Source organism: Plantactinospora sp. B24E8, from assembly GCF_039871735.1.
Lineage (GTDB): Bacteria > Actinomycetota > Actinomycetes > Mycobacteriales > Micromonosporaceae > Plantactinospora.
Genome location: NZ_JBDPMH010000028.1, coordinates 75,824 through 96,350 on the forward strand (window position 1 = coordinate 75,824; position 20,527 = coordinate 96,350).

The 20,527-nt window shown below is 71.6% G+C and carries 19 protein-coding genes; 8 read left to right on the top strand and 11 right to left on the bottom strand.

Going from position 1 to position 20,527, the window contains the following annotated elements:
* Positions 1–12 precede the first annotated feature (12 nt).
* Positions 13–1,506 carry an MFS transporter gene (locus ABGB21_RS28460; RefSeq protein WP_347680372.1) on the bottom strand — a complete coding sequence of 498 codons (1,494 nt, stop codon included), beginning with the start codon at positions 1,504–1,506 and terminating at the stop codon, positions 13–15.
* Positions 1,507–1,698: 192 nt separating this feature from the next.
* On the opposite strand from ABGB21_RS28460, the gene ABGB21_RS28465 reads away from it, so the two are divergent.
* Positions 1,699–3,732 carry an ABC transporter ATP-binding protein gene (locus ABGB21_RS28465; protein WP_347658431.1) on the top strand — a complete coding sequence of 678 codons (2,034 nt, stop codon included), beginning with the start codon at positions 1,699–1,701 and terminating at the stop codon, positions 3,730–3,732.
* A gap of 28 nt (positions 3,733–3,760) precedes the next feature.
* On the opposite strand, the gene ABGB21_RS28470 is transcribed toward ABGB21_RS28465, so the two are convergent.
* On the bottom strand, positions 3,761–3,973 hold the full coding sequence (locus ABGB21_RS28470; RefSeq protein ID WP_347680392.1) for a serine hydrolase: 213 nt from the start codon (positions 3,971–3,973) through the stop codon (positions 3,761–3,763).
* A 160-nt stretch (positions 3,974–4,133) separates the two neighbouring features.
* On the opposite strand from ABGB21_RS28470, the gene ABGB21_RS28475 reads away from it, so the two are divergent.
* Positions 4,134–4,607 (top strand): hypothetical protein, encoded by a 474-nt coding sequence (locus tag ABGB21_RS28475; RefSeq protein ID WP_347658429.1) that lies wholly within the window; start codon positions 4,134–4,136, stop codon positions 4,605–4,607.
* 58 nt (positions 4,608–4,665) lie between these two features.
* On the opposite strand, the gene ABGB21_RS28480 is transcribed toward ABGB21_RS28475, so the two are convergent.
* Positions 4,666–5,700 carry a nitronate monooxygenase gene (locus tag ABGB21_RS28480; protein ID WP_347680374.1) on the bottom strand — a complete coding sequence of 345 codons (1,035 nt, stop codon included), beginning with the start codon at positions 5,698–5,700 and terminating at the stop codon, positions 4,666–4,668.
* 56 nt (positions 5,701–5,756) lie between these two features.
* A complete protein-coding gene (locus ABGB21_RS28485; RefSeq protein WP_347680376.1) occupies positions 5,757–7,025 on the bottom strand; it encodes an MFS transporter in 1,269 nt (422 codons plus the stop codon).
* 119 nt (positions 7,026–7,144) lie between these two features.
* Here ABGB21_RS28485 and ABGB21_RS28490 point away from each other — a divergent pair, with 119 nt between their 5' ends.
* Positions 7,145–8,041 carry a LysR family transcriptional regulator gene (locus ABGB21_RS28490; RefSeq protein WP_347658423.1) on the top strand — a complete coding sequence of 299 codons (897 nt, stop codon included), beginning with the start codon at positions 7,145–7,147 and terminating at the stop codon, positions 8,039–8,041.
* A gap of 53 nt (positions 8,042–8,094) precedes the next feature.
* Here ABGB21_RS28490 and ABGB21_RS28495 read toward each other — a convergent pair whose 3' ends face one another.
* The 7 genes from ABGB21_RS28495 to ABGB21_RS28525 form a co-directional block, all read right to left on the bottom strand.
* Complete coding sequence (locus ABGB21_RS28495) at positions 8,095–8,334, bottom strand: DUF6458 family protein (RefSeq protein ID WP_347658420.1); 240 nt, start codon at positions 8,332–8,334, stop codon at positions 8,095–8,097.
* Between the two features lie 422 nt (positions 8,335–8,756).
* Positions 8,757–9,587, bottom strand: coding sequence for a TIGR03557 family F420-dependent LLM class oxidoreductase (locus ABGB21_RS28500; protein ID WP_347680378.1), 831 nt, complete (start codon positions 9,585–9,587; stop codon positions 8,757–8,759).
* A 290-nt stretch (positions 9,588–9,877) separates the two neighbouring features.
* On the bottom strand, positions 9,878–11,500 hold the full coding sequence (locus ABGB21_RS28505; RefSeq protein ID WP_347658416.1) for an amidase family protein: 1,623 nt from the start codon (positions 11,498–11,500) through the stop codon (positions 9,878–9,880).
* A gap of 194 nt (positions 11,501–11,694) precedes the next feature.
* The gene (locus tag ABGB21_RS28510) at positions 11,695–13,005 is read right to left on the bottom strand and encodes a hypothetical protein (protein WP_347658414.1); all 1,311 of its coding nucleotides are present in this window, start codon (positions 13,003–13,005) and stop codon (positions 11,695–11,697) included.
* Positions 13,006–13,050: 45 nt separating this feature from the next.
* On the bottom strand, positions 13,051–14,814 hold the full coding sequence (locus ABGB21_RS28515) for an FtsX-like permease family protein (RefSeq protein ID WP_347658412.1): 1,764 nt from the start codon (positions 14,812–14,814) through the stop codon (positions 13,051–13,053).
* A gap of 1 nt (position 14,815) precedes the next feature.
* On the bottom strand, positions 14,816–15,556 hold the full coding sequence (locus tag ABGB21_RS28520) for an ABC transporter ATP-binding protein (RefSeq protein ID WP_347658410.1): 741 nt from the start codon (positions 15,554–15,556) through the stop codon (positions 14,816–14,818).
* Positions 15,553–16,092, bottom strand: a complete 540-nt coding sequence (locus ABGB21_RS28525; protein ID WP_347658408.1) for a PadR family transcriptional regulator — start codon at positions 16,090–16,092, stop codon at positions 15,553–15,555. The genes ABGB21_RS28520 and ABGB21_RS28525 overlap by 4 nt, the downstream gene beginning before the upstream one ends.
* A gap of 192 nt (positions 16,093–16,284) precedes the next feature.
* On the opposite strand from ABGB21_RS28525, the gene ABGB21_RS28530 reads away from it, so the two are divergent.
* The 5 genes from ABGB21_RS28530 to ABGB21_RS28550 all read left to right on the top strand — a co-directional run bounded on the left by ABGB21_RS28530 (position 16,285) and on the right by ABGB21_RS28550 (position 20,343).
* Entirely contained in the window at positions 16,285–17,193 is a 909-nt protein-coding gene (locus ABGB21_RS28530) for an ABC transporter ATP-binding protein (RefSeq protein WP_347680380.1), read from the top strand.
* A gap of 10 nt (positions 17,194–17,203) precedes the next feature.
* A complete protein-coding gene (locus ABGB21_RS28535; protein ID WP_347658404.1) occupies positions 17,204–17,944 on the top strand; it encodes an ABC transporter permease in 741 nt (246 codons plus the stop codon).
* The gene (locus ABGB21_RS28540; protein WP_347680382.1) at positions 17,944–19,233 is read left to right on the top strand and encodes a sensor histidine kinase; all 1,290 of its coding nucleotides are present in this window, start codon (positions 17,944–17,946) and stop codon (positions 19,231–19,233) included. The genes ABGB21_RS28535 and ABGB21_RS28540 overlap by 1 nt, the downstream gene beginning before the upstream one ends.
* Positions 19,230–19,859, top strand: a complete 630-nt coding sequence (locus ABGB21_RS28545) for a response regulator transcription factor (protein ID WP_347658401.1) — start codon at positions 19,230–19,232, stop codon at positions 19,857–19,859. Before ABGB21_RS28540 ends, ABGB21_RS28545 begins: the two co-directional genes overlap by 4 nt.
* Before the next feature lie 76 nt (positions 19,860–19,935).
* A complete protein-coding gene (locus ABGB21_RS28550) occupies positions 19,936–20,343 on the top strand; it encodes a DNA alkylation repair protein (RefSeq protein ID WP_347658400.1) in 408 nt (135 codons plus the stop codon).
* Positions 20,344–20,527: the final 184 nt, after the last annotated feature.

Consider the following 20,527-nt stretch of genomic DNA (forward strand, 5'->3'; position numbering starts at 1 on the left):
CACTCTGGGCGGTCAGGCTTGATCCCGTCGTGGGCGATCCGGCCCCGACCCCGGCGTCTCCCCGGGCCGGGCCGGATGCTGGTCCGGAACAACCTCCTCGGCGCGTTCGCTGAGCAGGTCGTGGACCCGCTGGATGTCGCGGGGCGCGGTACGGGAGGCGAGCCAGTACATGATGCCGGTGGGGATGAAGAACAGCTGGAACGCGGCCAGCCCGACGGCGAAGTTCAACGGCGGTGGGAAGGCCGAACGCAGCGCCTGGGCGGCCACCCCGATCAGCCCGTTGCCGACCGCCCGGCCGGCCCCGTTGACGAGGTTGCCGAGGCTGTAGACGGTGCCCCGGTGCTCGGGCGGATTGACGTCGGCGATCAGGGCGAACCAGTTCGGCGAGTTCGCCGAGGTCAGGCCCAGTGCGACCAGGGCGGTCAGCAGGCTGAACCCGACCGTCGGCTCGGTGAAAACACTGCCGAGTACGGCCAGCACCACGGTGCCCGCCGAGGCCCCGTCGGGCACGTCGATCCGGATCGGCACGAAGAAGAGGACGAGGTAGAACGGCACGGCGGCGAGCACACCGATCGCCGCGACCAGGGCCCGGCCCCGGGGCGTACGGCGTTGCACGGCGTCGCCGACCAGTCCGCCGACGATGGAGAGCACCCCGCCGAGCTGGAACAGTACGGCGAAGACGCTGCCGACGACGGTGGCGGTGGCGGTCGAGAAGCCCTGGTCCTCGGCCCGTTCCCGGAACAGTGCCGGTAGCCAGACCAGGGAGCCGAACGCCACCTGCGCGGTGAGCCCCTGCAGGATGAGCCACCGGTTGGTCCGGCGCGCCAGGATCGTCGGCAGGTCTGCCCGGCTGATCCGGTAGTCGTAGTCGCCGCCGGCGGCCAGCGCGCCGGACAGCTCCGGCTCGCTCTGGCCGCGCCGGATGTCGTAGGTCAGCAGGTAGGCCAGGGTCGCGGCCACCCCCACCGCGCTGAGCAGCAGGAACGGTCGACGCCAGTCCTGGGCGCCGAGGATGCCGCCGACCAGGGTGCCGGCCAGCGTGCCGACCCCCTGGGAGAGTCCCCAGAAGCTGAGCACCAGACCTCGGCGGCGCGGGGTGACCAGGTCGGTGACCACGGAGAAGCCGACCGAGCCGACCGCGCCCAGGCCGATCGCGGCCACCACCTGGGCGGAGAAGAACAGCGGGTACGCCGAGACGAGGCCGCTGCCGGCGGTGCCGGCGGCCCAGAGCAGGGTGCCGATCATGAGCAGCGGTTTACGGTTGCTCCGGTCTCCGACGTACGCCCAGCCGACCGCGGCGAGCGCGCTGACCAGGAAGCTGGCCGCGGTGACCAGCCCGACCGCCGCCCGTTCGACGCCCAGGTCGGGGGCGATGGAGTCGTACAGCGGCGGCACGAGCCCGATGGCGACGTTGTCCAGCGAGGCGAGCACGACAAACACCGTCACGCTGTAGAACCGGTGCACCGGTCCCCCACCGCGGGCGGACCGCGTACCACCGTTGCGCATGTCCGGCACCTAACCAGGATCAGGTAACGGCCGGGTGACGGTCGGTCCAGGGGTGCTTTCCGCGTTATCCGCAGACGAGGCGCGCCGGGAACGGTTGGCCGCGACAACGCCAAATCGTAGTGTGCACGCAACCCTCCGTGACGGCGCGGTCAGGAGTGGTGCACGGCCGGCTCGGATTCCTGGAGGAGCGCGATGGAACCGACACGAGCTCACGTCAGACAGCGGTCGGCCGAGCCGGCGGACCCGACCCGGTTGGCGGACCCGAGCGAGCCGGCCGTTCCACCCGAGGCCGATCCACCCGAGCCGGCCGGCGAACCGCGTGGCGACCGGCCCGACGGCGACACCGGGGGCGCCGGTGGCACGGAGGTGCTGCCCGACCTGGCGGAAGCCGACTGGATGTACCACGCCAACGCGCTGGCGGAGACGAGCTTCTGGGCGGTCGCCCGGAACCTGCCCCGACTCGTCCGGGAGGCCGTGGCCCTGGCCTGGCGGGTGAGCCCCGTCGACACCCTGGCCGCGATCGGGCTGAACATCGTCGCCGGAGTGATGATCACATTCGGGCTGCTCGCCACCAGCACCGTCCTGCGGGAACTCTTCGCCTCCGCGCCCACTCCGGACCGGATCCGGGCCGCCGCGCCGAGCTTGGCAGTGGCCGCACTCGCTGTGATGGCCAAGGGCGGTCTGACCATCGCCGCCGGCTGGGCCCAGGCCCGCCTGATGCCGCAGATCAACTATCAGGTCGAACTACGACTCTTCGAGGCCACCACGGCGGTCGACCTCGCCGCCTTCGACGACGCCGGCTTCTCCGAGGAGATGGACCGGGCCCGGGACCGGGGCATCTACGAGGCAACCTCGATCGTCAACGACACCGTCGACCTGATCACCGGTCTGGTCGGGGTGGTGGCCACCGCTGTCGCGGTCACCGTGATCCAGCCGCTGCTGCTGCCCTGCCTGCTGATCGCGGCCGTACCGGCCGCCATCACCGCGGTCCGGATCGCCCGCCGCGAGTACCTCGCGCTACTCGCCCGGCTCACCCGACGACGCCGGATGTGGATGTTGGCACATCTGATGGCGAACCGGCACACCGCAGTCGAGGTACGGACCTACCAGATGCGAGGCTTTCTGGTCGGCGAGTACCGGCGGGTCATGCGGTTGGAGACTGCGGCGCAACTGAGGCTGGTCAGGTCCCAGACGTCGAGCCGGGTGGTCGGCACCTCCCTCACTGGTCTGGCCACCTTCGCCGTCTACGCCGTACTCGGTTGGCTACTGCTGGCCGGGGCCATTCCGCTGGCCGCCGCCGCCACCGCGCTGCTCGCCCTCCAGGCCGCCCGGACCAGCCTGAACACCACCATCCACGCGACTAACTCGCTCTACGAGGACGCGCTCTACTATCGGGACTTCCTAACCTTCGTGGAACGGGCGGAGAGTCGGACCCCGGCCGGCGGTGGCCGACCCGTCGCCGGCTTCGAACGGATCGACGTCGAGGAGGTCACCCTCAGCTATCCGGACACCGAGCGCCCGGCGGTGGACAAGGTCAGCCTCACGGTGCGGCGAGGTGAGGTGATCGCCCTGGTCGGCGAGAACGGCTCCGGCAAGACCACCCTGGCCAAGCTACTCGCCAACCTCTACCAGCCCACCAGCGGCACGATCCGGTGGGACGGAGTTGACGTCACCGCCTTCGCTCCGGCCAGCATCGGCTCCCACATCGCGGTGCTCAGCCAGGACTGGTGGAAGTTCCCGTTCACCGCCCGACAGAACATCGCCGTCGGCCGGCACGACCGGCCGCACGAGACTGGACCGACCGTGGTGACGGCGGCGACGGCCGCATCCGCGCACGAGATGATCGATGAGCTGCCACACGGCTACGAGACCCTGCTCGATCGACGCTTCAAGGACGGGCAAGACCTTTCCGGCGGGCAGTGGCAGCGGCTGGTCGCCGCCCGGGGCCTCTACCGGAACGGGCAGCTGCTGATCTGTGACGAACCCTCCGCGGCTCTCGACGCCCGGGCCGAACACGCCCTGTTCCAGCAGTTCCGTCGGCATCCCGAGCGGGCGGTCGTCCTGATCACGCACCGGCTGGCGAACGTCCGGCACGCCGACCGGATCTACGTCCTGCGGGACGGACGGCTGATCGAGGAGGGCAACCACAGTCAGCTGATGGTCGCCGGCGGGCTGTACCACGAGCTCTTCGAACTCCAGGCCAGCGGCTACACGGCCCGGGACTGACCGCGTCCCCGGACGGCGACGCCGGTCGTCAGTGACCGGCTGTGGTGGTCAGGATCGCGGTGACGGCCGCGGCGTCGGTCCGGTCCTGGTTGCTCAGCATGACAACCCGTCGGTCCGAGCGCTCCGACCAGGCATCGAACGCCCTGAACCCGGTGTTCTCGCCGGAGTGGTGCACCCACTCCTCCCCGGCCATCGCGCCGAGGAACCAGCCGTACCCGTACCCGCTCTCGGTATCCCCAATGAATCCGACTCAAGGTTCACTCAAGGATCGACCAGCATGCTCGACGACCCCCGTACGCCTCGATTAACTTTCCGGCTAGGCAAGAAGTCACAGCAGCTCGACTTGGGTCTCACCCGGCAGCCAGTTCCCCCGCCCCTTCATTTCCTGAAGGAAATCTTCCGTGACAGCTCGAACCCTTGTGCGTGTCCTGGCATCAGTCGCCGCGAGCATCGCGGTCGTGATGGCGGTTTCCTCTCCGGCCGCCGCTGTCTCGTACGAGAAGAACGTCGGCACCTACACCACCGCGTCGCCCAACTACGGGGCTTCGGGTCACTGGGTCCAGAGCGTCAACAACACGTCCAACCACCTCGCCGTATTCCAGGCGGAGGGCGACAGGTGGTGGATTCTCGACAACGTCAAGGACGGCAAGTCCGTCGTTGTGGTCTGGTACAACTACCGCAACGGAACGCTCTATCGGACCGGCGAGTGCAAGAACAACCACGGCGCCCCGTCCTGGGCGGTCTGCAACAAGAATTACTACGAAGACAGCACCATCTACGCCAAGACCTGCCTTTATGATTCCGCCACCGGAAAGTACGACCCGTGCAATGTCGGCGGCTTCAGGTTCCGGGTGAGCGACGCGAGGATCGTCTGAAACTCCGGCCACTCCGGCAGGCACCTTCGGCGTCCATGACCACCGTCGCGGCCCCGCCTCACATCGTCGCGGTCAACGCGGCGACCACGTCGGCGGCGGGGCCGGTCCGGGCGTTGCGGTAGCCGGTGCCGGCCCACAGGTGCACCAGATCCGGTTCGTCGGCGCGGACCGCCGCCGCGCGCAGTTCCCGGGTCAGGTGGTGGATAGCCGGATAACCGAGCGGCGCCGACGTCTGGTGCCGGTCGACGAGCCCGTTGCGCAGGGCCCGGGCCGGACGGCCGGTGAAGACCCGGGTCAGTACGGTTCCGGTGCGCGCCGGGTCGGCCAGCGCGTCCCGGTGCGGCCGGCTCGCGCCGCTCTCGTCGGTACGCAGCAGCAGGGTGCCGACCAGCACCCCGGCCGCTCCGGCGGCGACCAGTCGACGGACCCGTTCCGGCCCGTCGACCCCGCCGGCGACCACCACCGGCAGCCCGGTCGCCGGCCCGAACTCGTCGAGCAGCCGCTCGACGGTGGTCGGTGGCATCGGCCGACCCGGGTCGTGGGTGCCGCTGTGCCCGCCCGCCTCGGTGCTCTGTGCGACGAGGCCGTCGACGCCGAGGTCGCGGGCGGCGCGCGCCTCCGCCAGGGTGGTGACCGTGGCGAGGACCCGGCTGCCGGCCCGACGCAACGCCCGGACCGTCGGCAATTCCGGCAGGCCGAAGGTGAAGCTGACCACCGGCACCGGATCGGCGAGCAGCAGGTCCAGCTTGTCCCGCCAGTGGTCGTCGTCCTCGACCAGTGGCGCGTTCGCCAGGTCCAGGCCGTACGGTTCACCCTCGGGGGCGAGTTCGCGGGCGTACCGCCGGAACTCCGGCTCGCTGATCCGGTCGGTGCCGGGGACGAAGACGTTCACCCCGAACGGCGTACCGGTGCGACGCAGCTCGGTCATCCGGGCGGCGAGCGTTTCCGGGCTCTGGTAGCCGGCGGCCAGGAAGGCGAAGCCGCCGGCGTCGGTGACCGCCGACACCAGGGCGGGGGTGCTGCCTCCGCCGGCCATCGGGGCACCGATCACCGGCAGGTCGCTGCCGAACAGCCGGGTCCAGAGGGCGGTCATCCGGCACCGTTGCCGGCCGGGCGGGTGCTGTCCACGTCCCGAGTATGCCGGGCTGGTCAGGCGGTGGCGGCGGGGTGCCGGCGCAGGGTGGCCGCGACCACCGCCAGCATCGCCAGCACCAGGGCGGCGAAGCCGACCAGCGAGGTGGCCAGCGGCACCCCGAGCCGGGTGGCGAAGCCGATGCCGAGCACCGGGAGTGCGAGACCGACGTACGCGGTCAGGAAGACCCCGGCGATCGCCTCACCGCGGGCGTGGCTCGGGGCCAGCGTCGCCGCCGTGCCCAGGCTGCCCTTGAGCAGTACGCCGGCACCGCCGCCGGCGATCAGTCCGCCGGCCAGGAACCCGGCCGGGGAGGAGAGCAGCACGCCGGCCGCCAGCACCACCACGCCGAGGGTGGTGGCCGGGATGCCGATGGTGAGTTGTCGGGCCGGGGCGACCCGGCCGAGCAACAGTTGCGCCACGGTCGCCGCGCCGAAGACCCCGAACGCGGCCAGTCCGGCAACCACCGGTGAGGTCAGGCCGATCGCGGCGAGGAAACTCGGGGCGAGCGAGGTGAACAGGCCGAGGATCGCAAAAAGGCCGAAGGCGGCACCGGCGACCGCGAAGTAGCGGATCCGGTCGGTGGCCGGTACGGCGATCCGCTGCGGGCGGTACGGCTGGCCGTCCTTGCGGGCCGGCGGCACGGTCTCCGGCACCAGGAACAGTCCGAGGGCGGAGCCGACGAGCAGCACAAGGAAGAGCAGGTACGGCACGGTCAGCTTGCCGTCGACGTACTGGGCGAGCAGGCCGGCGACGAGTGGGCCGATGGCCAGCCCGCCGAGGTTGGCGGCGGTGGCGACCAGTCCGGCGCGCAGTGGTGGCGCGTCGGGTCGGGCGACGGCGTGCAGTTCGGCGAGGTGTGCGGTGGCGGTGGCGGTGATCATGCCGATGCCGAAGCCGGTGATGACCCGGGCGAGGACCAGGCCGGGCAGGTCGGGCCAGAGCAGGAAGAGGACCGCGGCGACGACCTCGAGCAGGATCGCCGGCACGAGTACCCGGCGTCGGCCGAGCCAGTCGGAGACGTGGCCGGCGAGGAAGAGGCTGACCACCACGCCGACGGCGTAGGCGGCGAAGGCGACGGTCACCATCGTGGTGGAGAAGTGGTCACGTTGCCGGTAGAGGGTCCAGAGCGGGGTCGGTGCGGTGGAGAACGCCATCGCGACGACAAACGCGAAGGCGACGATCCAGAATCCTGCCCGGTGCCGGCCCACCGACGGTGTCGACGGTACGGACGGCGGCGCTGCTGGCGGCACAGCCGGACGTACGTCGATGACCTGCGAAACCACGTTTTCTCTCCTCGCCAGGGGTTGAGCCACGGGCTCGACGATGCCTCGGCCAACCCAGCATGAACAACGATTGTTTGTGCTAGCTTCCATCTCGGTTGCAGATGGGAAGGGGCGTTCGGATGGAACTGCGCCACCTGGAGGTCTTCCTGGCGATCGCCGAGGAGGGCACCCTCACCGCCGCCGGCGACCGGCTCCGCCTCGTTCAGTCCGGGGTCAGCAGCACCCTGCGGGCCCTGGAGGCGGAACTCGGCGCCACCCTGTTCACCCGGACGGCCCGGCGGGCGGTGCTCACCGACGCGGGCCACGCCCTGCTGCCGGAGGCCCGGACCACCCTCGCCGCCGCGGCGACCGCCCGGCAGGCCGTCCGGGAGACGCAGGCCGGGCTTCGCGGACCGCTGGCGGTCGGCACCATGACCACGATGCAGCCGATCGACCTGCCCCGGCTGCTGGGCCGGTTCCAGTCCCGACATCCAGCGGTGACGGTCAGCATGCGGGCCTTTCCCGACGGATCGGTGGGCCTCGTCCGCGCCCTCACCGAAGGTGAACTTGATGTGGCATTCGTATCCCTCAACGGGCCACCGCCGCCCGGGGTGACGGTCCGGCAGTTGACCCGGGTTCCGCTGCGGCTGATCCTGCCACCGGAGCACCCGCTGGCGGCCGTACCGGACGTGTCGCTCGCCGAACTGGCCGGGGAACGGTGGATCGACTCGCCGCTCGGCTTCGGCAACCGGGCGGTGGTCGACGACGCGTTCGCCCGGGCGGCGGTACGGCGTTCGATCATCCTGGAGATCGCCGACGTGACCTCGATCCCGGCCTACGTCCAGGCGGGGCTCGGGGTGGCGCTGGTGCCGGCGTCGATACCGCTGGACGACAGCCGGCTACACCCGCACCGGCTGCGCGGCGCGGAGCTGTACTGGTCGATGTCGCTGGCCACCGCGGACGTACCGATCCGACGGCGGGTGGTCGGCACCTTCGTCACCGCCGTCGAGGAGGAGTTGGCGGCCAGCACCCGGTGACCCGGTGAGGGGACCGGCCGCCCCCGGTCCGGTCCCCTGCCGCGGTCCGGTCCCTACAGCGGCGGCGCCACGTCCCGCCGCTCCTCCACCCGGCGGTACTCGGTCGGCTCCGCCGTGGTCACCACGGAGCGGCGCCGGCCCCAGATCAGGGTGGTCATGATCAGGCCGAGCACGCCGGCGGCCATCAGGATCCAGCCGACGACGTCCAGGTCCAGGCCACCGAGGCTGGCGTTCAACGCGAAGGTGAGGATCGCGCCGAGTGCGATCAGGAAGATGCTCGTGCCGATACCCATGACGGGCCTCCTTCAGCGGGTCATCGAACCTTTTTGAACCCCTCCTTGCGGTCCGTCGTGGCCGCCGGTGGAAGTCGGGGCGCAAACGCTCCCGGTTCAGGTTGAGAAAGGTTCGTTGGCTGTCCGGTCCTGCTACCCGATCGCCACGAAACTCAATCGCCGGGCCGACCAGCCGGCCCGGCGAGGCGGCGGCCGAACGGGTCCGCCGGAGTACGACGGCCGGGTTCTGGGTAGCGGGAGACGATGGCGGCTCCCCGGGTGTTGGTGGTCGGGCAACTGACCCGTGACCTCGTCCTGACCGTGCCGGAACTGCCCGACCCGAACAGCGCGGTCAAGGTCGCCCGGCCGGGCACCCCGACGCCGGAACAGCCGGGCGCCGGTGGAACCCGTACGGGCCGCCCCCCGGCCACCCGTGACGGCGATCAACGCAGCTCGGGCAGGACGTGCTTGGCGTACAGGTCGAACAGGCCCTGGTAGTGCGGGCCGGTGTTGGCGACGTAGACCTCGTCGAAGCCGGCCTGCCGGTATTTGTCGATCATCTCCAGGTGTGCCTGCGGATCGTTGCCGCAGACGAACGCCTTGCCCACCATCTCCTCGGTGACCAGCTCGGACGCCTGCTCGAAGTGTCGGGGCGAGGGCAGCACCTGGGACAGGTCACCCGGCACGCCCGCGTTCGGCCAGCGCTCGTACGCGATCCGGGCCCCCTCCTGGGCGCTGTCGGCGAAGGCGGCCTTGAACCCGGCCTGGCAGGGCTTGTCGCCACCGCCGCCGTCCCGGAACCGTTTCACCAGGTCGCCGTCGGGCATGGTGCTGACGTAGCCGTCCCCGATCCGGGCCGCCAGGTCGACCGCCTTCGGCCCCTCCACCGCCTCCTCCAGCATCTCCAGCCGGACGTCCGCGCTCGGCCACGGGTCGCCGAAGATGTGCTCGTTGAGCGCCTCGCCGGTGCCGACCCCGAGCACGAACCGCCCCTGGTGCAGCACCGCGCTGGTCGCCGCCGCCTGGGCGATGACCGCCGGATGGATCCGTACGGTGGGGCAGGTGACCGCGGTCGTCACCGGCAGCCGGCAGACCTGGCTCAGCGCGCCGATCATCGACCAGACGAAGGCGCTCTGTCCCTGCGCGTCGACCCAGGGATGGTAGTGGTCGGAGATCCAGAGCGCCTCGAACCCGGCCCGCTCGGCGCCACTGGCCTGTTCCAGCAGTTCGGCCGGGGCGTACTCCTCGCTGGACAGGAAGTAACCGATCCGCATGCTGTCCTCCCGGATGTCGTACGGGTTGCCCCCACCGTGCTACCCAGTCCGGGACCCGCGCATGTCCGGCCGGAACGCCGGGGTCCCCTCCGGATCTGGCGGGGACCCCGGGCACCGGGCTGGCCGCCGGTCAGCGCTCAGACCAGCAGCGCGTTCGGCGGCAGCCCCAGCAGGATGCGACCGGCCAACTCGACGAGCGCCGGGCGGCGGTGCCGGAAAGGGTCAGACAGTCGTGCCGGAGGCGGCCCCGACCGTCGGCCAGCGGGATCGGCCGGGGCCGCCGGGAGCGGCTACGGGGCGCAGCTCCGCGCGCGGTCGGCGACGTCGGCGCACCGGAACAGCGACGGGTTGACCTGTGACGGCGGACGCCACCTGAGCGACGCCTGCTCGTAGTCGTAGGCGAGGGCCAGCAGTTCCGCCTCGGTCCAGGCGGTGCCCAGGAACGACATCCCGACCGGGCGCCCGTTCGCCGGGTCGTACCCGATCGGCACGGCGACCGACGGGTACTGGGCGCGGGCACCGATCCCGGCCGACCCGCTGCCGACGAAGACGACGGCGTCCAGGTTCTCGGCGGCCAGCACCGAGTCGATCCGCTCGCGGGCGGTGGTGATGCCGGTGTCGCGGCTGGTCTCGTACGCGGCCCGGGCCGTTGGGTCGGTCAGGTCGACCTCGTTCGAGGCGACCAGTTGGGTCTGGCCGAACTTCACGCTGCCCTCGTCGACGTGCGCCAGGTTCCACCGGACCACGTCGTCGAGGGTTTTCATCGGCGCGTTGCGGGGCAGCCGGGCCAGGTAGGCGTTCAGGTCCCGCTTGAACTCGTACGTCAGGATGCTCGGCGGCAGCCCGCCGGTGCTCACCGTCACCGGCACCACCGTGGCGCCCCGGGCCCGGAGCACGTCGAGTGCCTCGGCGAACAGCACCCCCTGGTTGCCGGTCGGCGCGCTGGCCACCCCGATCCGCTTGCCGGCCAGGGCGGTGGTGGAGAGCGCCTTCGTGTAGTCGGTGCCGACCACCCCGGTGCTGGTCCGGGTCACCGGATCCTCCGGGTCGATCCCGGTCAGCGCGGTGAGCAGCGCGGCCGCGTCGTAGACGGTGCGGGTCATCGGGCCGGCAGTGTCCTGGCTGGCCGCGATCGGCACCACCCCGGTCCGGCTGACCAGACCGACCGTCGGTTTCACCCCGACCAGGGAGTTCGCCGCCGACGGGCTGAGGATCGAGCCGGAGGTCTCGGTGCCGACGGTGACGGTGGCGAGCGCGGCGGCGGCAGCCGCACCGGAACCGGAACTGGACCCGCTCGGGGTCTGGCTGACGTCGTACGGGTTGAGTACCTGGCCGCCGAGCCCGCTGTAGCCGGACGGCATGCCGCTGGTGGTGAAGTTGGCGAACTCGGTCAGGTTGGTCTTACCGAGGATGACCGCGCCGGCCGCCCGCAGCCGGCTGACCAGGAAGGCGTCCTTCGCCGGGTACGAGTCCGCCAGGGCCAGTGCCCCGGCGGTGGTGGGCAGCCCCGACAGGTCGATGTTGTCCTTGATCAGCACCGGGATGCCGTGCATCGGCCCCCGGGCGCGACCCTTGCGACGCTCCTGGTCGGCCTGCTTCGCCTGGGCGACCGCGTCCCGGGCGACGACCCGGACCGCGTTCAGCCCCGGCCCGTTGCTGTTCAGCATCCGGATCCGCGCCAGGTACGCCTCGACGAGTTCCTCGGAGGTGATCCGGCGGGTGGCGAGGGCCGCCTGCAGTTGGGGGATGCCGGCACGTTCGAGGTCGATCGGGAACGGCCGGTGCCGTCCGGTCGCCTCGGTCGGGGTGCCGAGGGACGCGGTGACCAGCGCGGCGGCGCTGACCAGGACGGTGGCGAGGAGCGCGACCCGCAGGACGGGCCGGGGCCGGGGTGGCACGGCGGACTGGAACACGCGTACGCCCTCTCGTGGGGGAGTTGTCCGGGCGGCGGCGCTCAAAGGCCCGGACGCGGGGATGTGCAGAGCAGACGAGTCGGGTGTTGAGCGTACGAGACAGTTCGATGTCGGTTCGGTAAAACGATCTCCGATCCGGGCCTCGGGCCGCCGGCCGGTGAACCGCCGCTGCGGCGGGGCCCCGGACCCGGTCGTCACCGGTTCAGGGTGCGGGTCAGGCCGGCGACCACGGCGGTGGTGAGCACCCAACCGGCGATGATCAGCAGCGCGGCGACGTACTCGGTGGCGCCGGACGGCTTCCAGGCGTTGTCGTGGCCCAGGTTCACGATCGGCAGCAGCAGGTCGAGCGCCTGCAGCGTCGGGTTGTGCGCCGGCGCCTCGGCCGGATTCCGGGGTACCGACGGGTCGAGGACGAAGCTGGCCGTGCCGAGCGCCCAGAAGCCGACCAGCCAGATCCCGGCCAGCCAGGTACGGAAGCCGTACCCGACGAGTCCGTCGAGCAGGTAGCCGAACAGCCGCCCCGGCAGCCGCAGGGTCGCCCGGCGACGTCGCTGCCGTTCCAGCAGCACCCGGCGCGCCTCCACCTCCTGCCCACCCCGCCGGTACGCCTCCGCCAACTGCTCGTACGGCTGCGGGACGTACCCCTCCGGGCTGCGGCGCAACCAGTCCAGACGGGCCCGGACACGGACCGGCAGCACCGGCAGCGGATCGCCCGGCCCGCCCGGCCTCCTCGCGATCAGCAGCTGGTACGTGCAGCCGATCAGGTCGAGTTCCGCCGGCCAGGAGGCCGGATCGTCGAAGATCGACTCGGCCTGCACGCCGGAAAGCCGGACCCGGCCCTCCGGCGGGGCGGCGCAGGTCAGCCACAGTGTGCGCACCTGGGCTCCGCCGAGGTTCACCGCGAAGCCGCCCGGGTTGCGCAGCCGGGCTCCGGTCAGGTTGAGCTGACTGCCGATCCGGGCGTGGACCAGGAGCAGCTCGCCGTCGGCGGTGAAGCCGTACCGGGCGGTGAGGCTGCCGGTCACGGTCAGCCGGTCACCGTCGAGCGCGACCCCTCCGAGCCGGCGCAGCCTCGCCCCGTCGAGGTCGAGGTTGCCGCCGATCCGGGCGTCCCGCAGGTCCACCAGCCCGCCGACCTCGCAGTCGACCAGCACCAGGTCGCCGCGTACCTCCGCGAGCCGGGCCGACAGTCCGGGCAGGACACAGCCGGTGAGGACCAGGTTCACCAGGCTCGCCTCGCCCAACTCCGGCACGGCCGCGAACTCGCAGCCGTCGAACCGCACCGGTACGCCGACCGCGACGGCGCCCAGGTCGAGCCGACCGACGACCCGGGCCCCCCGCAGTCGTACCGCCGCCCGGGGCGGACTGCCGGGGGCGGTGAGCAGGTCCACCAGCACCTCGGCCCGGACCGGCTCGGCGTCGGTCAGGTCGACCTCGATCCCCCGGGCGAACGCCTCACGTACCCGCCGCTCCGCCGCATTCCACCGCGTCGACCGTCTCCACACCCCCGCGAGGATCGCAGATCCCCGCCCGTGCGCGGTTCCCGCCCGTCAGGCGGCCGCGGACCGGAGTGTCTCCACGACCGGGCGCCGAGCGGCGACCACCGCGGGGATGGCGGTGAGCGCGGCGATGGCGAGCAGGACTCCGAGTGCGCTGGCGACCAGCCAGGACGTGGGCGGGTACTGGATCTCGGTACGGCTGACGAACGTCAGGAGCCCGACGGCGGCCGGGATCCCCGCGACGACGCCGGGTATCGCGGGAAGCAGTTGCGCCACCGCCAGGCCCACGCCGGCCTGTCCGGGCGTGGCGCCGAGGGTCCGCGCGACCGCCAGCGGCTGCCGGGCGTCGAGGACCGCGGTCCAGGTGTTCACGACGGTGTTGATGAGCACGAGGACGCACAGTATGACGACGAGGACGAGCACGGCCTGGTCCCTTCGCTGACTGCGCGGGTTGACGAGTTCCGTGTAGCCGAGGTCGAAATGCTCGACCTGGGTGTTGATGAAGAGCACAGAGACGACCGCGATCGTGGTGATCAGGCTGTTCACGGTGATCAGCCGGGCGCGGCGTGGCCGACGGGCGTTGATCCGCACCCCGATCAGCAGGGCGGTGGGCAGTTGCCGCGACAGCCAGATTCGCCATCGTCGGCGTCGCGGTGGTGTTGCGGCGTCGGCCAACGCGTGGGCGGTGCTGGTGGCGGCAGCGCGCACCACCGGTACCAGGGTCGCCGCCACCGCGATCGTGAGGGCGAGAGCCGTGGCGGCGAGCACTATGCGCAGCGTGGGTGGCTGGGCGTTCACGGAGCCGATGAGTCCGACGCTGGGCCGGATCAGCACGGGTGCGGCGAACCAGCCTGCGGCCAGCCCCGTGGTGGCGGCGGTCAGCCCGATGACGAGGTACTCCGCGAGGTGGACGGCGGCGATCATGGCTGGTCCGGCGCCGACGGCCTTGAGCAGCCCCACCCGGCGACGCTGGCCGATGATCCGGCCCGCGACGATGCCGGCGACCCCGGCCAGCGCAAGGCCGCCGAGCAGCCAGCTGCCGACGAGCAGCGCGGTCTGTGCGTCGCTGTACAGCCGACCGTTGAGGTAGTCGATCGCCTGCCAGGTGGTGAGTTGGTCGCCGAGGGGGTACGTGCTGCTGGCCGCCGGGTCGGCGAGCTTGAGGTTGAGGGTGTACGACAGCGGTTTGCCACCCGCAAGCGTGGCCATGTCGCCGCGGTCGACCCAGACCAGGCCGCCGCGCTCGACCAGGACGCTGCCGGGGTAGTGCCACCCGGCGTACGGATAGGTCGCTCTCGCGGCGGTGACCGCAGTCCCGATCACCCGCAGCGGATGGCCGTCGATCTCGACCGTGTCGTCGACGCGGACGCCGAGGGCGTCGGCGAAGGCACGCTCGACGACCACGCCGCCGGGGCGTACCCAGGTGCCGTCGGTCACGGCGGGACGGTTGATCGACACGGGCGCGGTGTCCCGGCCCTCGACGACGGCGTGCGCGGACGTGCCACCGGCCGTCATCGTCAGGTAGGCGATCGGGAAGGGGCCGCTGTGGTCGGTGACGCCGGCCGCGGTGGTCCGCGCGGCGAGTTCGTCCAACGCGGCCTGACCGGTGGCCCGGGGCGTCACGATCACGTCCGGGCCGGCGGTGGCGGTCCGGGTCTGCTCGTACGGCCGCCCGGCGATCTCGTTGAGGGTGAGGCCGAGGGTCAGCGTGGCGGTGGCGGCGGTGACGGCGACCAGGAGCAGGACGGTTTCGGTCCGGCGGCGGCGCAGGTCCCGGACCAGCAGTCGGCAGACGAGCAGCAGGCGGCCCGACATGTCAGCGCCGCCCGTCGTAGACGGTGCCGGTGGCAGCGCCGCTGCCGCTGCCGGCGAGCAGGTTGTCGTCGACGAACGCCCCGTCGCGCATGGAGATCACCCGGTCGGCGACCGCGGCGATGCGGGCGTCGTGGGTGACCACCACGAGGGTCTGACCCACGGCGTGCAACTCCTCGAACAGCCGCAGCACCTCCAGGGTGGCGGCGCTGTCCAGGTTGCCGGTCGGTTCGTCGGCCAGCACGACCTGCGGCTCGTTGCTCAGCGCGCGGGCGATGGCGACCCGTTGGCGCTGGCCGCCGGAGAGCGCCGAGGGCAGGTGGGTGGCCCGGTCGGCCAGTCCGACCCGGTCCAGCAGGTGCAGTGCACGTCGCCGGGCCCGGCGGGGCGGCTGGCCGGCCAGCAGCGCGGCCAGCTCGACGTTCTCCACCGCGGTGAGCTCGTCCATGAGGTGGAACGACTGGAAGACGAACCCGAGGTTGTCCCGCCGCAGCCGGGCCAGGGCCCGTTCGCCCATCGTGTCGATCCGGTGTTCGCCCAACCACACCTGACCGCCGGTCGGCCGCTGCAGTCCGCCGAGCAGGTGCAGCAGGGTGGACTTGCCGCAGCCGCTCGGGCCCATGATCGCCACTGTCTGTCCGGCGGGCACGTCCAGGTTCACCTCGTCGACCGCGCGCACCAGTGTGTTGTTCGCGCCGTACCGCATGGTCAGCCGGCGCGCCCGCAGCGCCGTCGATCCGGTCATGCCTCTGCCTTCCGTCCAGCCCGATCACGCTCTGTCCACATACGCTCGCAGGCCTCCAGCCACTCCAGGTCGGCCCTCAGTCGCAGCACGACGCCCTCCAGCAGTACCCCGGCGACCGGATCCACCGACCGGTCGAGCGCCGCCCGCTGACTGTCGCGCAGCCGGCGCAGCAGTTCCCGCCGCTGCGCGTCGATCAGTGCCACGGGATCAGCCAGCCGGCCGGCCGCGGCGGCCACCAGCTTCAGGTGGAACTCCGCAAGGTCAGGCTTCGGCCAGCTCACCTCGGCCAACCAGCCGGCGACCCGCTGCTGTCCGGCCGGGGTCAGCGCGTAGACCCGGCGGTCGGGCCGGTCCGGCAGGCCGTCAGCCCGCTCTGAGGTCACCAGTCCGGCCCTGTCCAGCCGGGCCAGCGCCACGTAGATCTGCCCGGCGTTCATCGTGTCGCCGACCGGGCCGAGGGCGTCCCGCATCCGGCTGCGCAGCTCGTACCCGTACGCCGGTTCCTTCGCCAGCATGGCCAGCACCACGTCCTGCACCCGGGCGCTCCTCTCCGTTCCGGACCGCTATTAGATAGCCGGTAGCTATGGTGCTGTCAAATGCCCCGCTCCGACGCGCGCCAGGCTGACCCGGCATCCATCGATCGGTTGACCGGCGGACCCACCGGGGCCCGCGCCGGCCGTGGCTGCGTGGTCGATTCGACGCCGGGACACGGCCGGCAGGCTTCCGGTATGGCAATCATCGAGGTAGACGGCCTCGTCAAGCGCTACGGCGACCGCACCGTGGTGGACGGGGTCAGCTTCGCCGTCGAGCCGGGCGAGATCTTCGGCATCCTGGGTCCCAACGGGGCCGGTAAGACCACCACCGTCGAGTGTGTCGAGGGGCTGCGTACCCCGGACGGCGGCGCCGTCCAGGTCTGTGGCATCAACCCGCGACACGACACCGGCGAGCTGCGACAGCTGCTCGGCGCCCAACTACAGGAAAGTGAACTGCCCGACAAACTCACCGTCCGCGAGGCGCTGGAGCTGTTCAGCTCCTTCTACCGCGAGCCGGCCGACTGGCGCGAACTGGTCGACACCCTGCGTCTCGACGACAAGCTCGGCACGCAGTTCCGGCGACTGTCGGGCGGGCAGAAGCAGCGGCTGTCGATCGCACTCGCGCTGGTCGGCAACCCGAGGGTCGCGGTGCTGGACGAACTCACCACCGGCCTGGACCCGCAGGCCCGACGCGACACCTGGGACCTGATCGAGGACGTCCGCGACCGGGGCGTGACGATCCTGCTCGTCACGCACTTCATGGAGGAGGCGGAACGGCTCTGCGACCGGCTCGCCGTGATCGACTCGGGTCGCCTCGTCGCGCTCGACACCCCGGCCGGGCTGGTCGCGAGGATCGACGACCGGCAGCGGATCCGGTTCCGGCCGTCGGCGCCACTGGACCACGCCCTGCTGACCGCGCTGCCCGAGGTCACCTTGGTGGAGCGGGCCGGCAACCAGCTCGTGGTGACCGGCACCGGAAACCTGCTGCTCGCGGTCACCACCGTGCTCGCCCGGAACCAGGTCGTCGCCGCCGACCTGCGCGTCGAGCAGACCTCACTCGAGGACGCCTTCGTGGCACTCACCGGCCGACCCGTCGAAGCCTGAGGAGAACACCGTGTCCACCCTCTCCCGCCTCACCGTCACCGAAACCCGGCTGTTCTTCCGCGAGCCGATGATCGTGTTCTTCGCACTCGCCTTCCCCCCGATCCTGCTCGCCATCTTCGGGGCGATCCCCTCGTTCCGGGAACCCGACCAGTCCCTCGGCGGCCTACGGGTGATCGACCTGTACGTGCCGATCGTCGTCGCGATGAGCCTCGCCATGTTCGCGCTCAACAGCCTGTCCCAGCTCTTCGCCTCGTACCGGGAGAAGGGTGTGCTGCGACGCATGCGGACCACCCCGGTCAAGCCCGCGATGATGCTCGGCGCCCAGCTGCTGATGTCCACGATCCTGTCCGTGCTGACGATGGCGGTCGTGCTGGCCGTCGGCCGGCTGGCGTTCGACGTACGCCTGCCCGGGCAGCCGGCGGCCTACCTGCTGGGCTACCTGCTGGCCGCGCTGGCGATGTTCGCGATCGGTCTGCTCGTCGCCTCGCTCGCGCCGAGTGGCAAGAGTGCCACCGCGGTCGGGACCGTGCTCTTCTTCCCGATCGTCTTCTTCGCCGGCCTCTGGCTGCCCCGCGACAACATGAACGACGTGCTGCGCACGATCAGCGACCTCACCCCGCTCGGCGCGGGTGTGCAAGCATTGCAGGACGCCACGGCCGGGCACTGGCCGCAACCGCTGCACCTGGCGGTCATGCTGGGCTGGACGATCGTGGCCGGTGGGTTGGCCGCGCGGTACTTCCGCTGGGAGTGATGGTGAGCATCGAGGCGGAACTGCGTGCGGAGTTCGACCGCTGGGAGCGCCGGGAGATCGCGCTCTTCAAGGTCCTTCCGTACCTCCTCCTGGCGGCGAGCGCCCTCCTCACGCTGCTGCGGCCGACCTGGGAACGGCCGATGCACGTCCCGGCGGTACTCGGCCTCGTGCTCGCTACCGTGCTCTGGCTGCTCTGTTTCCACACCCTCCACCCGGAGTGGCACCAGAACCGCCCGCTGATGGGCCTCTACTACTCGGGCCTGATGGTGCTGGCCGCCGGCCTGGTGGCGATCGCCCCCTTCTTCACCATCTTCACCTTCGTCGGCTACCCCCAGGCGTTCCTGTACCTGTACCTGAAGGGCCGCTGGCGGTACGCCGGCGTCGCGACCACGGCGATGATCTCGGCGGTGGGATACCTGGGCGGGGCGGCCAACATCATCGACGGGGCGTGGCGGGAGTGGATCGCGATCAGCGCGGTCAGCGTCGTGCTGGCCGGCGCGTTCTTCTACTTCGCCGTGCTGTCCGACCAACGTAACGACCGGCAGAAACAGGCGCTGACCGAGCTGCACGAGGCGAACGTCAAGCTGGAGGCGGCGCTGGGCGAGAACGCCGGTCTGCACGCGCAACTGCTGGTCCAGGCCCGGGAGGCCGGGGTGCTCGACGAGCGGCAGCGGATGGCCCGGGAGATCCACGACACCCTCGCCCAGGGGCTCGCCGGCATCCTCACCCAACTCCAGGCCGCCGAACAGACCATGGACGAACCGTCGACGTGGCGCCGACACGTGACGAACGCGATGAACCTGGCCCGGGAGAGCCTCGCCGAGGCCCGCCGTACGGTGCACGCGGTGCAGCCGGAGGTGCTCGTCGAGGCCCGGCTGCCGGACGCGATCAACGACGTGGCCCGACGCTGGTCGGAGGTGAACCACGTGGACGCCCTGCTGACCACCACCGGCGATCCTCGGCCGATGCACGCCGAGGTCGAGGTGACGCTGCTGCGGGCCGTGCAGGAGGCACTCGCCAACGTGGCCAAGCACGCGAAGGCCAGCCGGGTCGGGCTGACCCTGTCCTACATGGAGGACCTGGTGACCCTCGACGTACGCGACGACGGGGTGGGTTTCGACCCCGAGGCGAAGCGCGGCCACGGATCCCCGGACGGCGGGTTCGGGCTCGCCGGCATGCGGCAGCGGGTACAACGCCTCGCGGGGCGCCTCGACATCGAGTCGGAGCCGGGCGGCGGCACCGCGATCTCGGCGTCGCTGCCGGCGATCCCGGCCGGAGGTGCCCGGTGATCTCACTGCTGATCGTCGACGACCATCCGGTGGTCCGGGACGGGCTGCGGGGCATGTTCAGCGCCGACCCGCGCTTCGAGGTACTCGGCGAGGCCGGTGACGGTGCCGAGGCCGTCGCCGCCGGAGAGCGGCTCCGACCCGACGTGATCCTGATGGACCTGCGGATGCCGAGGACCGACGGCGTCACCGCGATCAGGGAACTGGCCCGACGCGGGATACCGGCCCGGGTGCTCGTGCTCACCACGTACGACACGGACAGCGACGTGCTGCCCGCCATCGAGGCCGGCGCCACCGGCTACCTGCTCAAGGACGCGCCCCGGGAGGAGTTGTTCCGGGCGGTGGAGGCGGCCGCGCGGGGACAGGCGGTGCTCTCCCCCGCCGTCGCGACCCGGCTGATGGGACAGCTCCGGCAGCCCGCCTCGGAGCCGCTCTCCCAGCGCGAACTGGAGGTGCTGGAGCTGATCGCCGGCGGCTGCACGAACCGCGAGGCGGCAAAGCAGTTGTTCATCAGCGAGGCGACGGTCAAGACCCACCTGCTGCACGTGTACGCGAAACTCGGCGTCAACGACCGGGCCGCCGCCGTGGCCACCGCCTTCTCCCGCGGCTACCTGACCCCACGCGGCTGACCGCTGTGACGGATGGTGCGCGGCGGTCGGCACGGCCACCGGACCGGGCACCGGCGGTCGCGTAGGTTGGGCAGTCATGGTCACGGCCACGGATGTCCGGCAGGCACTCGCCGACCTCGCCGACCCGCGCCGGGCGGAGGGCGTACGCCGGTACCTGCGGATGGTCCCGGGCGGGTACGGCGAGGGCGACCGGGCCATCGGGGTCTCGGTACCGGATCAGCGCCGGGTGGCCGGGCGGTACTGGCGCCACCTCTCCCTGGCCGAGGCGACGGAGCTGCTGACGAGCGACGTGCACGAGGAGCGGCTGACCTCGCTCTTCATCCTGGTGCGGAAGTTCGACCGCGGCGACGAGGCGGAACGGGGCCGGATCTTGGAGCGGTTCCTGGCCCGGCACTACCGCAGCATGCCCCGGGTCATGCTCCGGTACGCGATCGAGAAGTTCGAACCGCAGCGCCGCAGGGAGTACCTGTCCGGCGCGGCTTAGTGCCTCTCACCATTAATTCGTCGGGGTTATGCGGCGAGCGTGAGCGGGCTCGACGCCGGAGCGCTGCCGATGGGCTTTCAAGGGCCTCTGTGTCGGTGCCAAGGGCATGACGCTGCGGCTGGACTCGGCGAAGGTGAACGGCCTGTTGGTCGCGGGTTGCGGGGGGTACCCCCGTATGCGCGGC

What these genes read in the sequence shown, in the direction of transcription:
- ABGB21_RS28460 (WP_347680372.1), bottom strand. Translation starts at nt 1,506, where the DNA reads ATGCGCAACGGTGGTACGCGGTCCGCCCGCGGTGGGGGACCGGTGCAC.
- ABGB21_RS28465 (WP_347658431.1), top strand. Translation starts at nt 1,699, where the DNA reads ATGGAACCGACACGAGCTCACGTCAGACAGCGGTCGGCCGAGCCGGCG.
- ABGB21_RS28480 (WP_347680374.1), bottom strand. Translation starts at nt 5,700, where the DNA reads ATGACCGCCCTCTGGACCCGGCTGTTCGGCAGCGACCTGCCGGTGATC.
- ABGB21_RS28490 (WP_347658423.1), top strand. Translation starts at nt 7,145, where the DNA reads ATGGAACTGCGCCACCTGGAGGTCTTCCTGGCGATCGCCGAGGAGGGC.
- ABGB21_RS28495 (WP_347658420.1), bottom strand. Translation starts at nt 8,334, where the DNA reads ATGGGTATCGGCACGAGCATCTTCCTGATCGCACTCGGCGCGATCCTC.
- ABGB21_RS28500 (WP_347680378.1), bottom strand. Translation starts at nt 9,587, where the DNA reads ATGCGGATCGGTTACTTCCTGTCCAGCGAGGAGTACGCCCCGGCCGAA.
- ABGB21_RS28515 (WP_347658412.1), bottom strand. Translation starts at nt 14,814, where the DNA reads ATGTCGGGCCGCCTGCTGCTCGTCTGCCGACTGCTGGTCCGGGACCTG.
- ABGB21_RS28520 (WP_347658410.1), bottom strand. Translation starts at nt 15,556, where the DNA reads ATGACCGGATCGACGGCGCTGCGGGCGCGCCGGCTGACCATGCGGTAC.
- ABGB21_RS28530 (WP_347680380.1), top strand. Translation starts at nt 16,285, where the DNA reads ATGGCAATCATCGAGGTAGACGGCCTCGTCAAGCGCTACGGCGACCGC.
- ABGB21_RS28540 (WP_347680382.1), top strand. Translation starts at nt 17,944, where the DNA reads ATGGTGAGCATCGAGGCGGAACTGCGTGCGGAGTTCGACCGCTGGGAG.
- ABGB21_RS28550 (WP_347658400.1), top strand. Translation starts at nt 19,936, where the DNA reads ATGGTCACGGCCACGGATGTCCGGCAGGCACTCGCCGACCTCGCCGAC.